Consider the following 13,814-nt stretch of genomic DNA (forward strand, 5'->3'; position numbering starts at 1 on the left):
TGAGAAATGGCAGACGCAGCAACCGCCAACGTACCGGCACCCTCCACCGAGCCGGGTGAGAAGAAGCCCCTGTTCGGACTGGCCTTCCTGGAAAACCTGTCGCAGATGACCATGCTGCGCCAGATCGGCCTCATGGTCGGACTGGCCGCCAGTGTCGCCATCGGCTTCGCCGTGGTGCTCTGGTCCCAGCAGCCGGACTACCGCCCGCTGTACGGCAGCCTCACCGGCATGGACGCGAACCAGGTGATGGAGACGCTGAACGGCGCCGACATTCCCTACAAGATCGAGCCCAACTCCGGCGCGCTGCTGGTCAAGGCGGACGATGTGGCGCGCGCGCGCATCAAGCTCGCTGGCGCCGGCCTCGCCCCCAGCGACGGCAACGTCGGTTTCGAAATCCTCGACAAGGACCAGGGCCTGGGCACCAGCCAGTTCATGGAGGCCACCCGCTACCGCCGGGGCCTGGAAGGCGAGCTGGCTCGCACCATCTCCAGCCTGAACAACGTCAAGGGCGCGCGCGTCCACCTGGCCATCCCGAAAAGCTCGGTATTCGTCCGTGATGAGCGCAAGCCCAGCGCCTCCGTACTGGTTGAGCTGTACCCGGGCCGCAATCTCGAGCCGAGCCAGGTGATGGCCATCGTCAACCTGGTGGCCACCAGTGTTCCCGAACTTGAGAAAGGCCAGGTCACCGTGGTCGACCAGAAGGGCACCCTGCTGTCCGACCAGCAGGAGCTGTCTGAGCTGACCATGGCGGGCAAGCAGTACGACTACACCCGCCGGATGGAGAGCCTGTTCACCCAGCGCGTGCACAGCATCCTGCAGCCGGTGCTGGGCAGCGGCCGCTACAAGGCCGAGGTGTCGGCAGACGTCGACTTCAGCGCCGTCGAGTCCACCTCCGAAATGTTCAACCCCGACCAGCCGGCCCTGCGCAGCGAGCAGAAGCTCGCCGAGGAGCGCCAGGCGGGTTCCGGGCCCCAGGGCGTGCCCGGTGCGCTGTCCAACCAGCCTCCCGGCCCGGCCAATGCCCCGCAACAGGCCACCGCAGCTGCGGCTCCCGGCGTGCAGCCCGGCCAGCCGATCCTCGACGACAACGGCCAGCAGATCATCGACCAGGCCACCGGCAAGCCGCTGCTGGCGCCGTACCCGACCGACAAGCGCGACCAGAGCACCCGCAACTACGAGCTGGACCGTTCGGTGAGCTACACCAAGCAGCAGCAAGGCCGCCTGCGCCGTCTGTCCGTGGCCGTGGTGCTGGACGACCAGGTCAAGGTCAACGCCCAGGGCGAGACCACCCACGTACCCTGGACCGCTGACGAGCTGGCCCGCTTCACCCGCCTGGTGCAGGACGCGGTGGGCTTCGATGCCAGCCGTGGCGACAGCGTCAGCGTGATCAACACGCCGTTCCTCGGCGGCCAGGACGATGTGATCGAACTGCCGTGGTACGAGCAGGTCTGGTTCCAGATGCTGACGTCCGCGCTGAAGCAGCTGTTCCCGGCGCTGCTGATCCTGATCCTGGTGTGGTTCGTGCTGCGTCCGGTGCTGAACAACATCTCCGGCGCCAAGGACAAGGAACGCGAGGCAGCCCTGGCGGCCGAGCGCGAGCTGGGCGAACTGGGTGGTGGGCTGTCCGGTGAGCTGGCCGATGATCGGGTCAGCCTCGGCGGACCGCAGAGCATCCTCCTGCCCAGCCCGAGCGAGGGGTATGATGCGCAACTGAACGCGATCAAGAGCCTGGTGGCTGAAGACCCGGGTCGCGTGGCCCTGGTAGTCAAAGAGTGGATCAACTCCGATGAGTGACAATCGCCCCCCAGCCAAGCTGACCAAGGTGGACAAGGCAGCCATCCTGCTCCTGTCCCTTGGCGAGACCGATGCCGCACAAGTGCTGCGCCACATGGGCCCGAAGGAGGTCCAGAAGGTCGGCGTGGCCATGGCGCAGATGCGCAACGTCCACCGCGAGCAGGTGGAGCAGGTGATGGGCGAGTTCGTCGAGATCGTCGGCGACCAGACCAGCCTGGGCGTCGGTGCCGACGGCTACATCCGCAAGATGCTCACCCAGGCCCTGGGCGAGGACAAGGCGAACAACCTCATCGACCGTATCCTGCTGGGCGGCAGCACCAGCGGCCTGGACAGCCTGAAGTGGATGGAGCCGCGCGCCGTGGCCGACGTGATCCGCTACGAGCACCCGCAGATCCAGGCCATCGTCGTCGCCTACCTCGACCCCGACCAGGCCGGTGAGGTGCTCAGTCACTTCGACCACAAGGTCCGCCTCGACATCATCCTGCGGGTGTCGTCCCTCAACACCGTGCAGCCGTCCGCGTTGAAGGAACTGAACCTGATCCTCGAGAAGCAGTTCGCCGGCAACGCCAGTTCGACCCGCACCACCATGGGCGGCGTCAAGCGTGCGGCGGACATCATGAACTACCTCGACAGCTCGGTCGAAGGCGCGCTGATGGACTCCATCCGCGAAGTGGACGCCGACCTGTCCGGACAGATCGAAGACCTCATGTTCGTCTTCGACAACCTGGCCGACGTGGACGACCGGGGTATCCAGGCGCTCATGCGCGAAGTGTCCTCCGAGGTGCTGGTGGTGGCGCTCAAGGGCGCCGACGACGCGATCAAGGAAAAGGTCTTCAAGAACATGTCCAAGCGTGCCGCCGAACTGCTGCGCGACGACCTCGAGGCCAAGGGCCCGGTGCGCGTCAGCGACGTGGAAGCGGCACAGAAGGAAATCCTCACCATCGCCCGCCGGATGGCCGAAGCCGGGGAGATCGTCCTCGGTGGCAAGGGCGGCGAAGAAATGATCTGAGGCGCATTCCATGGCCAACAAGGATGCGCAGAGCGAGCTGATCCGCGCCAAGGACATCAATGCCTTCGACCGCTGGTCGCTGCCCAGCTTCGACCCGGAAGTGCCGGCACCTGCGGTCGAGCCGGAGCCGGTGCCGAGCGAGGAGCCTGCTGCGCCCGTCGACGAGGCGCAGCCGGAGCCGGGGCTGGAGACGATCGAAGAGGTCCCGCCGGAAGACGTCAAGCCGCTGACGCTGGAAGAGCTGGAGGCCATCCGACAGGACGCCTACAACGAAGGCTTCGCCACCGGTGAGAAGGACGGCTTCCACGCCGGCCAGCTCAAGGCCAAGCAGGAGGCGGAGGTCGTGCTCAATGCCCGCCTCGACGCGCTGGAGCAATTGATGGGGCAACTGATGGACCCCATCGCCGAGCAGGACCAGCAGCTGGAAGAGGCCGTCATCCACCTGGTGGGGCACATGGCCCGGCAGGTGGTGCAGCGCGAGCTGTCCACCGACTCCTCCCAGCTGCGCCACATCCTGCGGGAAGCCCTCAAGCTGCTGCCCATGGGCGCGAGCAACGTGCGCATCCACGTCAACCCGCAGGACTTCGAGCTGGTGAAGGCCCTGCGCGAGCGCCATGAGGAATCCTGGCGCATCCTCGAAGACGATGGCCTGCTGCCCGGCGGTTGCCGGATCGAGACCGAGCACAGCCGCATCGATGCTAGCGTGGAAACCCGCCTGGCCCAGGCTCTCAAGCAGCTCTTCGACCAGCAGCGGGACCAGAAGGTGCACCCGCCGGCTGCCGACCTGTCCATCGACCTCGAGGACGGCCATGCGTCTTGATCGGGTCAGCTTTGCCCGCCGCCTGGCCGGGTATGCCGACGCGGTCAGCCTGCCCAACCAGCCCGTGGTGGAGGGGCGCCTGCTGCGCATGGTCGGCCTGACCCTGGAGGCCGAGGGCCTGCGCGCGGCCATCGGCAGCCGCTGCCTGGTGATCAACGACGACAGCTACCACCCCGTGCAGGTCGAGGCCGAAGTCATGGGCTTCGCCAGCGGCAAGCTGTACCTGATGCCGGTGGGCAGCCTGGCCGGCATCGCGCCCGGTGCGCGGGTCGTGCCCCTGCCGGATACCGGTCGCCTGCCCATGGGCATGTCCATGCTCGGTCGGGTGCTGGATGGCGCCGGCCGTGCGCTGGACGGCAAGGGTGGGATGAAGGCCGAGGACTGGGTGGCGATGGACGGCCCGGTGATCAACCCGCTTAACCGCGACCCCATTTCCGTTCCTCTGGATGTCGGCATCCGCTCCATCAACGGGCTGCTCACCGTCGGTCGCGGCCAGCGTCTGGGCCTGTTCGCCGGCACCGGCGTCGGCAAGTCGGTGCTGCTGGGAATGATGACCCGCTTCACCGAGGCGGAGATCATCGTGGTCGGCCTGATCGGCGAACGGGGCCGCGAGGTGAAGGAATTCATCGAGCACATCCTCGGCGAGGAGGGGCTCAAACGCTCGGTAGTGGTGGCATCACCCGCCGACGATGCGCCGCTGATGCGTCTTCGCGCCGCCATGTATTGCACCCGCATCGCCGAGTACTTCCGCGACAAGGGCAAGAACGTCCTGCTGCTGATGGATTCCCTGACCCGCTTCGCCCAGGCCCAGCGGGAGATCGCCCTGGCCATTGGTGAACCGCCGGCGACCAAGGGCTATCCGCCGTCGGTCTTCGCCAAGCTGCCCAAGCTGGTGGAGCGCGCCGGCAATGGCGAGAAGGGCGGCGGCTCCATCACCGCCTTCTACACCGTGCTCTCCGAGGGCGACGACCAGCAGGACCCCATCGCCGACTCCGCGCGGGGCGTGCTCGACGGGCACTTCGTGCTCTCACGCCGGCTGGCGGAGGAGGGGCACTACCCGGCCATCGACATCGAGGCGTCCATCAGCCGGGTCATGCCCCAGGTGGTCAGCCCCGAGCACCTGAAGATGGCCCAGCGCTTCAAGCAGTTGTGGTCGCGCTACCAGCAGAGCCGCGACCTCATCAGCGTCGGCGCCTACGTCGCCGGTGGCGACCCGGACACCGACCTGGCCATCGCCCGCCAGCCCGCCATGGCGGCCTTCCTCCAGCAGGGCCTGGACGAGAGCGAGCCGCTGGCCAGCAGCGTCATGCGCCTGGGGGGCGTACTGGCCAACGGCAACGCGGGTTGATGAACGATGGCCAATGACCGGGCGGCGCGCCTTGCGCCGGTGGTGGAGATGGCCCAGAAGGCCGAGCGCGAAGCCGCGCGGCTGATGGGCCAGTGCCAGGCCCAGCTGGCCCAGGCCGAAGGCAAGCTAGGCGACCTCGAGCGCTACCGGGGCGACTACCAGCAGCAGTGGATCACCCAGGGCAGCCAGGGCGTCAGCGGCCAATGGCTGACCAACTACCAGCGCTTCCTTTCGCAATTGGAGGCGGCGGTGAGCCAGCAGAACCAGAGCGTGGCCTGGCACCGGGAGAACCTGAACCGTGCGCGGGACACCTGGCAGCAACGCTACGCGCGGCTGGAGGGCCTGAAAAAGCTGGTGCAGCGCTACCGTGACGAGGCCCGGCTGGCGGAGGACAAGCGTGAGCAACGCCTGCTGGATGAGCTCTCCCAGCGTCTGAATCGTCCCGGACAGGAGTAAGACGCAGGTTGCCGAGGTCCCTGGCGGGTGCTAAATCTTCTCAGCACGCGCCTTTTCATCTGACCAAGGAGTCTTGCATGGCCATCACCTCGCTGCCTTCGAGCGACGGGCAAGAGTTGACCATCGTCATTCAGGGACGTTTCGATTTCGGGGCCCACCAGGAATTTCGCGACGCCTACGAGCGCGTCAACATTTCCCCCAAGCGCTATGTCGTCGACCTGAAGGGCACCACCTACCTCGACAGCTCTGCCCTCGGCATGCTCCTGCTGCTGCGTGACCATGCGGGGGGCGACAGCGCCCAGATCCGCCTGGCCAACTGCAACCCGGACGTCCGCAAGATCCTCGCCATCTCCAACTTCGAGCAGCTGTTCCAGATTGCCTGAGGTGCCCGTGCCCGGCCGTCTGTCGATCCTCATCGCCGAGGACAACGCGGCCGACCGCATGCTGCTGTCCACCATCGTCAGTCGCCAGGGGCACCGCGCCCTGACTGCCGGCAACGGCGTGGAGGCGGTGGCGCTGTTCCAGCAGGAGCGGCCGAACCTGGTGCTGATGGACGCGCTGATGCCGGAGATGGACGGCTTCGAAGCTGCACGGCGCATCAAGGAAATGGCAGGGGAGGAACTGGTCCCGATCATCTTCCTCACCTCCCTGACCGAGAACGAAGCCCTCGTACGCTGCCTGGAGGCCGGCGGTGACGACTTCCTCGCCAAGCCCTACAACCGGGTCATCCTCGAAGCCAAGATCAACGCCATGGACCGCCTGCGCCGCCTGCAGGAGACGGTGCTGCACCAGCGCGACCTGATCGCTCGGCACCATGAGCACCTGCTCACCGAGCAGCGGGTGGCCAAGGCGGTGTTCGACAAGGTGGCCCACTCCGGCTGCCTCAAGGCCTCCAACATCCGCTACCTGCAGTCGCCCTATGCGCTGTTCAACGGTGACCTGTTGCTGGCCGCCTTCAAACCCTCCGGCGGCATGCATGTGCTGCTGGGGGACTTCACCGGCCATGGGCTGCCGGCGGCCATCGGGGCGATGCCCCTGGCCGAGGTGTTCTACGGCATGACGGCCAAGGGCTATGCCATGTCCGACATCCTCCGGGAGATGAACGCCAAGCTGAAGCGCATCCTGCCGGTTGGCGTGTTCTGCTGCGCCACGCTGCTCAACCTCAATTTCCAGCAGCGGCTGCTGGAGGTGTGGAATGGCGGCCTGCCGGAGGGTTACCTGCGTCGCGGCGCCGATGGCAGCGTGGTGCCGCTGGTATCCCGGCACCTGCCGCTGGGTGTGCTGGACCCGGCGGTGTTCGATGCCACCTACGAGGTCTACCCGGTGGAGCTGGGGGATCGCATCTTCCTCTGGTCCGATGGGGTGCTGGAAACGCGCAACGAAGCCGGAGAGCTTTACGGCGACGAGCGGCTGAAGGAGGTGTTCGCCCGCTGTGGGCGTTCCGAGCACCTGTTCGATGCCATCCAGCAATCCCTCACGGCGTTCCGTGGCGAAGCCCAGGACGACGTCAGCATGATCGAAGTGGGCGTGGTGGATGGCCTGGAGCAATGGCCGCAGCTGGACTTCACCGACAGCGGCCAGCTCAGCCCTCTGGACTGGTCGGCCAGCTTCGAGTTCCGCGCCCAGACGCTCAAACGCTTCAATCCGCTGCCGTTCCTGTTGCAGTTGCTGCTGGAAGTCCAGGGGTTGAGGGAGCAGGGTGGTGCGCTCTACACGGTGCTGGCTGAGCTGTATTCCAATGCCCTGGAGCACGGCGTGCTGGGGCTGGACTCCGCCCTCAAGCGAGATGCCAGGGGGTTCGCCGAGTACTACCGCGAGCGCAGCGCCCGCCTGGAGCGACTGGAGGAGGGGCATGTACGCATCCACCTCGCGCTGATGCCTGAGGGGGAGGGAGGGCGCCTGCGTATCCAGGTGGAGGACAGCGGCAAGGGATTCGACGCACGGCAACTGCCTGCCGTCCAGGACGGCAAGGTGCTGCTCAGCGGGCGCGGCCTGAATCTCGTCAGGCAGCTTGCCGCACGCTGCGACTTGCCGGAGGATGGCAAGGGCATTCGCGTGGAGTTCGTCTGGCCGCGCCCATCCTGATGTTCATTGTGTTCTGCCGGGGGTAACCGGGTTGTCCGATCTGCATATCGATACCACTGTGCTCGCTGCCTTGCAGGAGGTGATGGAGGACGAGTATCCCGTCCTGCTGGACACCTTCCTGGTGGACTCCGAGGAGCGCCTGCGCCTGCTGCACCAGGCCTGCGACCAGGGCGATGCCCAGGGGCTGCGCCTGGCTGCCCACAGCTTCAAGGGCAGCTGCAGCAACATGGGGGCACCTCTGCTGTCGTCGCTGTGCAAGCAACTGGAAGAAGCCGGGCGTCGTGAGCAACTCGACGAGGCGCCCTCGCTGGTGGAGCAGATCGAGCGTGAATTCGCCATCGTGCGCATCCTCATGCGCTCCGAGCGGCAGCGTTATCGCCTCTGACGGCGGACTTGGCCCGTCACTTGCAATCTCCCAGGCACGAATCCAACCCCCAGCGGAGAGTGCCCATGCCCGTTGCCCCCGATATGCTTCTGCAGGCCAAGCCTGAGGTGAAGCCGAACTTTCAGGCGGCAAAGTCCCAGGTGCGGACGCCCGAGCCCAGCAACAGCGGGGCTCCCAGCTTCGCCCAGATGTATGCGAAGGAACGGCAAGCCAAGCCTGCAGAACGAAGTGAACCCGCGCCCAAGCAGGCCCGGGACAAGCCTGCCGACAACCGCAAGAGTGACGAGCCGGCCGACAAACCGGCTGCCGCACCGGCAGACAAGCCGACCACCGTTGCCGATAGCGGCAACGCCTTGCCGTCGGATGCAGCCGCCACCACCACCAGCGACGATTCGACGGATACCACGTCCAGCGACGGCAGTTCGACGCTCGATCCGCTGCTGCTGATGGCCATGAACGGCCAGACGCCGCCGGTGCCCACCGAGCCGCAGGTACAGCCGGCGGAGGTGCAGCCCGAGGTGCCGGCGCTGGTGGTCACCACGCCACTGGCCACGACGCCCCAGACCCAGGCAACCCAGCCCACGGCAGAGGAAACCGACCCGCTCCAGGGTGTCGTCGGTCTGCCCCAGACACTGCAGGCCAGCAATGAGGGCGACCCGGTCCAGACGGCCACCACTACCACGGTGAACAGCCAGAATTCCGCCAGCGGCAGTCATAACTTCGCCAGCGCCATGGCAGCCTTCTCCGAGAAGAACGCCGACGTGAGCGAGACGCCGCCCGAGGTCGAGTTGCCGGCCGGCGAGTTCTCCGAACAACTGGCCCAGGGGCTGGGCGAGAACAAGGCGGAGATCCGCAGCGAGGTGCTGGACAGCCGCCTGAATGCCCTCAATCAGGCCGTGACCCAGCAATCGGCCATGGCCCAGCGTGCCCCGGCCGTGGTGCCCGGCCAGCCGGTGGCCATCAACCAGAACGGCTGGAGCGAGGCGGTGGTGGACCGGGTGATGTGGTTGTCCAGCCAGAACCTGAAGTCTGCCGAGATCCAGCTCGACCCGCAGGAGCTGGGGCGGCTGGAGGTTCGCATCCACATGAACCAGGACCAGACCCAGGTCACCTTCGCCAGCCCCAACGCCGGCGTGCGGGATGCGCTGGAAGGGCAGATGCACCGCCTGCGCGACATGTTCAACCAGCAGGGCATGACCCAGCTCGACGTCAACGTCTCCGACCAGTCCCTGGCGCGCAGCTGGCAAGGCCAGCAGGGCGGCGAGGGTGAGCGTCGTGGCGGCGGCAATGGCAATGGCGGCTTGCTGGGCGGTTCCGGCGATGACGAGACGCTGGCAGGCGTCAGTGAGCTGCGACCTGCTGCGGCCGGCGTCGCCCGGGGGCTGGTGGACTACTACGCCTGATCCGTCGAGCCGACGCCGTCCTGTTCTAGACTTAGAGCGCCCGGTACGAGAACGTACCGGGCGCTTTTTCTTGGATGACAGGCGCGGGCGACACTGGTATACCCAGCGCGATTGTTGAGAGCCTGGCATAGCACTTGCTCACAACCCATTGAATGCGGACGGAAAGCCGCTCAGCGACGGAATATTGGCATGGCGAAGAAAGAAGCAGCGGCCGGGGAAGAGAAACCGGCGGGCAAGAGCAAGCTCAAACTGATCATCCTGATCGTGGTGGCGCTGTTGCTGGCGATCGGGCTTTCCGTCGGGGCCACCTGGTTCTTCCTCAGCAAGGGCGGGGACAAGAAGGACGAGGGCAAGAAGGAGGAGGCAGCCGCCGCCGAGCACGCCGCTCCGGTCAAGCAGCCGGCCATCTACGAGCCGTTGGCTCCTGCCTTCGTGGTCAACTTCAACCAGAACGGGCGGCAGCGCTACATGCAGGTCAGCGTGGCGCTGATGGCCCGTGACAAGGGCGAGATGGATGCCCTGAAAGTCCACATGCCGGTGCTGCGCAACAAGCTCGTCATGCTCTTCTCCGGCCAGAACTTCGACAACCTCGTGACTGCCGTGGGCAAGGAGATGCTGCGCCAGCAGGCCACGGCGACCGTCCAGGAACTGGCCAAGCAGGAAACCGGCAAGGTCGTGATCGAGCAGGTCCTGTTCACCAACTTCGTATTGCAGTAGGCGGGTTCAACCATGGCCGTACAAGACCTCCTTTCCCAGGACGAGATCGATGCCCTGCTGCACGGCGTCGACGATGGCCTCGTTGAGACCGAAAGCGACGTCGAGCCTGGCAGTGTCAAAAGTTATGACCTGACCAGCCAGGACCGGATCGTCCGTGGGCGCATGCCCACCCTCGAGATGATCAACGAGCGCTTCGCCCGCTACACCCGCATCAGCATGTTCAACCTGTTGCGCCGCTCCGCGGACGTCGCGGTGGGCGGTGTGCAGGTGATGAAGTTCGGCGAGTACGTGCACTCCCTCTACGTCCCTACCAGCCTCAACCTGGTGAAGATGAAGCCGCTGCGCGGCACCGGGCTGTTCATCCTCGACGCCAAGCTGGTGTTCAAGCTGGTGGACAACTTCTTCGGGGGCGATGGGCGCCACGCCAAGATCGAAGGCCGCGAATTCACCCCCACCGAGCTGCGGGTGGTGCGCATGGTCCTCGACCAGGCCTTCATCGACCTGAAGGAGGCCTGGCACGCGGTGATGGACGTGCACTTCGAGTACATCAACTCGGAGGTGAACCCGGCACTCGCCAACATTGTCAGCCCCAGTGAAGTGGTGGTGGTTTCCACCTTCCACATCGAGCTGGACGGCGGTGGCGGCGACCTGCACATCACCATGCCCTATTCGATGATCGAGCCGATCCGCGAGATGCTCGATGCCGGCTTCCAGTCCGATGTCGACGATCAGGACGAGCGCTGGATCAAGGCCCTGCGCGAGGACATCCTCGACGTCAGCGTGCCGGTGGGCGCCACCGTGGTGCGCCGCCAGCTGCGCCTGCGGGACATCCTGCACATGCAGCCCGGGGACGTGATCCCGGTGGACATGCCCGAATACATGATCATGCGCGCCAACGGCGTGCCGGCCTTCAAGGTCAAGCTGGGGGCCCACAAGGGCAACCTGTCGCTGCAGATACTGGATCCCATCGACCGTCCCCGCTGACGGTCGCTCTCATTACGTAAGCCGACGAGGTCGAGATGGCAGACGAAGAAAACACCACGCCCGAGGAACAGGCGCTCGCCGACGAGTGGGCTGCCGCGCTGGCGGAGGCCGGCGAGAGCCCCGGCCAGGACGATATCGACGCGCTGATGAACCAGGGCGCGGCCCCCGAGGCCCCTGCCGCCAACCCCCGTGCGCCCATGGAAGAGTTCGGTAGCGTGCCGCGCTCCAACGCGCCGGTGAGCCTGGATGGCCCGAACCTGGATGTGATCCTCGACATTCCGGTGTCCATCTCCATGGAAGTGGGTAATACCGACATCACCATCCGCAACCTGTTGCAGTTGAACCAGGGCTCGGTGATCGAGCTGGACCGCCTGGCCGGCGAGCCGCTGGACGTGCTGGTCAACGGCACCCTGATCGCCCACGGGGAAGTGGTGGTGGTGAACGAGAAGTTCGGCATCCGCCTGACCGACGTGATCAGCCCCAGCGAACGCATCAAGAAGCTGCGCTGACCATGAGCCGCCTCCTGTTCGCCCTCATCTTCGCCCCGCTGGCGGCCACGGCTGCCGAGCCGGCAGCGGTCGCCCCGGCGCCTGCTGCGGCCAGCGCCACGGCCGCGTCTGCGACTGCGGTGACCAGCGGCAGCGGTGTGGCCGCCCAGCTCGGTCAGCTCACCCTGGGCTTGCTGCTGGTGGTGGGGGTGATCTTCCTGCTCGCCTGGCTGCTGCGCCGGGTGCAGCAGATGGGGCCGCGCGGCAGTGACCGTGCGATCCGCCTGATCGCCAGCCAGGCCCTCAGCCCGCGGGACCGGCTGGTGCTGGTCCAGGTGGGTAACGAGCAGGTCCTGCTCGGGCTCACGCCGGGCCGCATCACCCCGCTGCACGTGCTCAAGGAGCCGGTGCACCTGCCCGATTCGCAACCCGCCCAACCCGAATTCGCCCAGCGCCTGATGGAGTTGCTGGGCAAGGACAAGGACAAGCACTGATGGCCTTCTGGCGCATCCTGATCGCCCTGCTGCTGGCGGTGGCGGCCCCCCTGGCGCTGGGCGCCGACGACCCGTTGTCGGTCTCCGCCATCACCCTGACCACCGACGCACAGGGTCAGCAGGAGTATTCGGTCAGCCTGCAGATCCTGCTGATCATGACGGCGCTGAGCTTCATCCCGGCGTTCGTCATGCTGATGACCAGCTTCACCCGGATCATCATCGTCTTTTCCATCCTCCGCCAGGCGCTGGGCCTGCAGCAGACCCCGTCGAACCAGATCCTCACCGGGATGGCGCTGTTCCTGACGATGTTCATCATGGCGCCGGTGTTCGACCAGGTGAACCGCGATGCCCTGCAGCCCTACCTGAACGGGCAGTTGCCGGCCCAGGAGGCGATCAAGCGGGCCGAGGGACCGGTCAAGAACTTCATGCTGGCGCAGACCCGCTCCAGTGACCTGGAGCTGTTCGTGCGGTTGTCCAAGCGCACCGACATTCCCAGTGCCGACGCCACGCCCTTGACCATCCTGGTGCCGGCTTTCGTCACGTCCGAGCTGAAGACCGCCTTCCAGATCGGCTTCATGATCTTCATCCCGTTCCTGATCATCGACCTGGTGGTGGCGAGCGTACTGATGGCGATGGGCATGATGATGCTCTCGCCGCTGATCATTTCGTTGCCGTTCAAGATCATGCTGTTCGTGCTGGTGGATGGCTGGGCGCTGATCATCGGCACCCTGGCCGGAAGCTTCGGAGGCGTCTAGCGATGACACCCGAGATTGCCGTCGACCTGTTCCGTGAGGCGTTGTGGCTGACCTGCGTCATCGTCGGGATCCTGGTGGTGCCTAGCCTGGTGGTGGGCCTGATCGTGGCGATGTTCCAGGCTGCGACCCAGATCAACGAGCAGACCCTGAGCTTCCTGCCGCGCCTGCTGGTGATGCTGATGACGCTGATGGTGGCCGGCCCCTGGCTGACCCGCCAGCTGATGGAGTACATCACCACGCTCTACCACAACATTCCCATGCTGATCGGCTGAGATGCTGGAGCTGACCTCCTCGCAGATCGGTGGCTGGATCGCCAGCCTGGTGCTGCCGCTGTTCCGTATCGCTTCCTTGCTGATGACCATGCCGCTGTTCGGGACCCAGCTGGTGCCGAATCGCGTGCGGCTTTACCTCGCTCTCGCCATCACTGTGGTGCTGGCGCCCAATCTGCCACCCATGCCTGAAGTGGACGCCGTGAGCTTGCGGGCCTTCCTGCTGGTGCTGGAGCAGGTGCTGATCGGCGCGGTGATGGGGTTTGCGCTGCAGTTGTTCTTCCACGCCTTCGTGGTGGCCGGCCAGATCCTGGCGGTGCAGATGGGCCTGGGCTTCGCGTCCATGGTGGACCCCACCAACGGGGTATCGGTGCCGGTGATCGGCCAGTTCTTCACCATGCTGGTGACGCTGCTGTTCCTGGCCATGAACGGCCACCTGGTGGTGTTCGAGGTGCTGGCCGAGAGTTTCGTGACGCTGCCGGTGGGCGGGGGGCTGATGGCCGCTCACTTCTGGGAACTGGCCACCCGCCTGGGCTGGGTGCTGGGGGCCGGCCTTTTGCTGGCGTTACCGGCGATCACGGCGTTGCTGGTGGTGAACATCGCCTTTGGCGTGATGACCCGTGCCGCGCCGCAGCTGAACATCTTCTCCATCGGTTTCCCGCTCACCGTGGCCATGGGCCTGGTGATCATCTGGATCGGCATGGCCGACATCCTGTCCCAGTACCAGGTGCTGGCCACCGACGCGCTGCAGCTGCTGCGCGAGTTGGTGAGGGCGCGCTGATGGTCCTTCAACCCCTTACCCGTCCC

At 66.0% G+C, this 13,814-nt stretch carries 16 protein-coding genes; all 16 read left to right on the plus strand.

The window, feature by feature from the left end:
- Window positions 1–6: 6 nt before the first annotated feature.
- The 16 genes from fliF to fliR all read left to right on the plus strand — a co-directional run bounded on the left by fliF (window position 7) and on the right by fliR (window position 13,788).
- Complete coding sequence (gene fliF, locus FBY21_RS00920) at window positions 7–1,794, plus strand: flagellar basal-body MS-ring/collar protein FliF (RefSeq protein WP_044408152.1); 1,788 nt, start codon at window positions 7–9, stop codon at window positions 1,792–1,794.
- Window positions 1,787–2,803: a flagellar motor switch protein FliG gene (fliG, locus tag FBY21_RS00925; RefSeq protein WP_044408149.1), complete on the plus strand. Its 1,017-nt coding sequence runs from the start codon at window positions 1,787–1,789 to the stop codon at window positions 2,801–2,803. The genes fliF and fliG overlap by 8 nt, the downstream gene beginning before the upstream one ends.
- A gap of 10 nt (window positions 2,804–2,813) precedes the next feature.
- A complete protein-coding gene (fliH, locus tag FBY21_RS00930) occupies window positions 2,814–3,623 on the plus strand; it encodes a flagellar assembly protein FliH (protein ID WP_142007970.1) in 810 nt (269 codons plus the stop codon).
- On the plus strand, window positions 3,613–4,971 hold the full coding sequence (fliI, locus tag FBY21_RS00935) for a flagellar protein export ATPase FliI (protein ID WP_044408144.1): 1,359 nt from the start codon (window positions 3,613–3,615) through the stop codon (window positions 4,969–4,971). The genes fliH and fliI overlap by 11 nt, the downstream gene beginning before the upstream one ends.
- 6 nt (window positions 4,972–4,977) lie before the next feature.
- The gene (fliJ, locus tag FBY21_RS00940) at window positions 4,978–5,427 is read left to right on the plus strand and encodes a flagellar export protein FliJ (RefSeq protein ID WP_044408141.1); all 450 of its coding nucleotides are present in this window, start codon (window positions 4,978–4,980) and stop codon (window positions 5,425–5,427) included.
- A gap of 77 nt (window positions 5,428–5,504) precedes the next feature.
- Entirely contained in the window at window positions 5,505–5,810 is a 306-nt protein-coding gene (locus FBY21_RS00945; RefSeq protein WP_044408138.1) for an STAS domain-containing protein, read from the plus strand.
- Window positions 5,811–5,817: 7 nt separating this feature from the next.
- Window positions 5,818–7,512: a fused response regulator/phosphatase gene (locus FBY21_RS00950; protein WP_142007972.1), complete on the plus strand. Its 1,695-nt coding sequence runs from the start codon at window positions 5,818–5,820 to the stop codon at window positions 7,510–7,512.
- Between the two features lie 31 nt (window positions 7,513–7,543).
- Entirely contained in the window at window positions 7,544–7,897 is a 354-nt protein-coding gene (locus FBY21_RS00955; protein ID WP_074968128.1) for an Hpt domain-containing protein, read from the plus strand.
- Between the two features lie 65 nt (window positions 7,898–7,962).
- A complete protein-coding gene (locus tag FBY21_RS00960; RefSeq protein WP_142007975.1) occupies window positions 7,963–9,300 on the plus strand; it encodes a flagellar hook-length control protein FliK in 1,338 nt (445 codons plus the stop codon).
- Between the two features lie 189 nt (window positions 9,301–9,489).
- Window positions 9,490–10,017: a flagellar basal body-associated protein FliL gene (gene fliL / locus FBY21_RS00965; RefSeq protein WP_142007977.1), complete on the plus strand. Its 528-nt coding sequence runs from the start codon at window positions 9,490–9,492 to the stop codon at window positions 10,015–10,017.
- A 12-nt stretch (window positions 10,018–10,029) separates the two neighbouring features.
- Window positions 10,030–11,001, plus strand: a complete 972-nt coding sequence (gene fliM, locus FBY21_RS00970) for a flagellar motor switch protein FliM (RefSeq protein WP_044408128.1) — start codon at window positions 10,030–10,032, stop codon at window positions 10,999–11,001.
- Between the two features lie 35 nt (window positions 11,002–11,036).
- On the plus strand, window positions 11,037–11,510 hold the full coding sequence (fliN, locus tag FBY21_RS00975; RefSeq protein ID WP_044408125.1) for a flagellar motor switch protein FliN: 474 nt from the start codon (window positions 11,037–11,039) through the stop codon (window positions 11,508–11,510).
- A 2-nt stretch (window positions 11,511–11,512) separates the two neighbouring features.
- The gene (gene fliO / locus FBY21_RS00980; protein WP_142007980.1) at window positions 11,513–11,983 is read left to right on the plus strand and encodes a flagellar biosynthetic protein FliO; all 471 of its coding nucleotides are present in this window, start codon (window positions 11,513–11,515) and stop codon (window positions 11,981–11,983) included.
- Entirely contained in the window at window positions 11,983–12,738 is a 756-nt protein-coding gene (gene fliP, locus FBY21_RS00985) for a flagellar type III secretion system pore protein FliP (protein WP_107328823.1), read from the plus strand. The genes fliO and fliP overlap by 1 nt, the downstream gene beginning before the upstream one ends.
- A gap of 2 nt (window positions 12,739–12,740) precedes the next feature.
- The gene (fliQ, locus tag FBY21_RS00990) at window positions 12,741–13,010 is read left to right on the plus strand and encodes a flagellar biosynthesis protein FliQ (RefSeq protein ID WP_044408117.1); all 270 of its coding nucleotides are present in this window, start codon (window positions 12,741–12,743) and stop codon (window positions 13,008–13,010) included.
- Window position 13,011: 1 nt separating this feature from the next.
- On the plus strand, window positions 13,012–13,788 hold the full coding sequence (fliR, locus tag FBY21_RS00995; RefSeq protein WP_044408114.1) for a flagellar biosynthetic protein FliR: 777 nt from the start codon (window positions 13,012–13,014) through the stop codon (window positions 13,786–13,788).
- Window positions 13,789–13,814: the final 26 nt, after the last annotated feature.

Origin of the sequence: Pseudomonas sp. SLBN-26 (assembly GCF_006715895.1) — a bacterium.
In the GTDB taxonomy this organism is placed as follows: Bacteria; Pseudomonadota; Gammaproteobacteria; order Pseudomonadales; family Pseudomonadaceae; genus Metapseudomonas; species Metapseudomonas otitidis.

Bases quoted from the DNA above. Each gene is read 5' to 3' on its own strand.
- fliF (WP_044408152.1), top strand. From the start codon at position 7: ATGGCAGACGCAGCAACCGCCAACGTACCGGCACCCTCCACCGAGCCG.
- fliG (WP_044408149.1), top strand. From the start codon at position 1,787: ATGAGTGACAATCGCCCCCCAGCCAAGCTGACCAAGGTGGACAAGGCA.
- fliH (WP_142007970.1), top strand. From the start codon at position 2,814: ATGGCCAACAAGGATGCGCAGAGCGAGCTGATCCGCGCCAAGGACATC.
- fliI (WP_044408144.1), top strand. From the start codon at position 3,613: ATGCGTCTTGATCGGGTCAGCTTTGCCCGCCGCCTGGCCGGGTATGCC.
- fliJ (WP_044408141.1), top strand. From the start codon at position 4,978: ATGGCCAATGACCGGGCGGCGCGCCTTGCGCCGGTGGTGGAGATGGCC.
- FBY21_RS00945 (WP_044408138.1), top strand. From the start codon at position 5,505: ATGGCCATCACCTCGCTGCCTTCGAGCGACGGGCAAGAGTTGACCATC.
- FBY21_RS00960 (WP_142007975.1), top strand. From the start codon at position 7,963: ATGCCCGTTGCCCCCGATATGCTTCTGCAGGCCAAGCCTGAGGTGAAG.
- fliL (WP_142007977.1), top strand. From the start codon at position 9,490: ATGGCGAAGAAAGAAGCAGCGGCCGGGGAAGAGAAACCGGCGGGCAAG.
- fliM (WP_044408128.1), top strand. From the start codon at position 10,030: ATGGCCGTACAAGACCTCCTTTCCCAGGACGAGATCGATGCCCTGCTG.
- fliN (WP_044408125.1), top strand. From the start codon at position 11,037: ATGGCAGACGAAGAAAACACCACGCCCGAGGAACAGGCGCTCGCCGAC.
- fliO (WP_142007980.1), top strand. From the start codon at position 11,513: ATGAGCCGCCTCCTGTTCGCCCTCATCTTCGCCCCGCTGGCGGCCACG.
- fliP (WP_107328823.1), top strand. From the start codon at position 11,983: ATGGCCTTCTGGCGCATCCTGATCGCCCTGCTGCTGGCGGTGGCGGCC.
- fliQ (WP_044408117.1), top strand. From the start codon at position 12,741: ATGACACCCGAGATTGCCGTCGACCTGTTCCGTGAGGCGTTGTGGCTG.
- fliR (WP_044408114.1), top strand. From the start codon at position 13,012: ATGCTGGAGCTGACCTCCTCGCAGATCGGTGGCTGGATCGCCAGCCTG.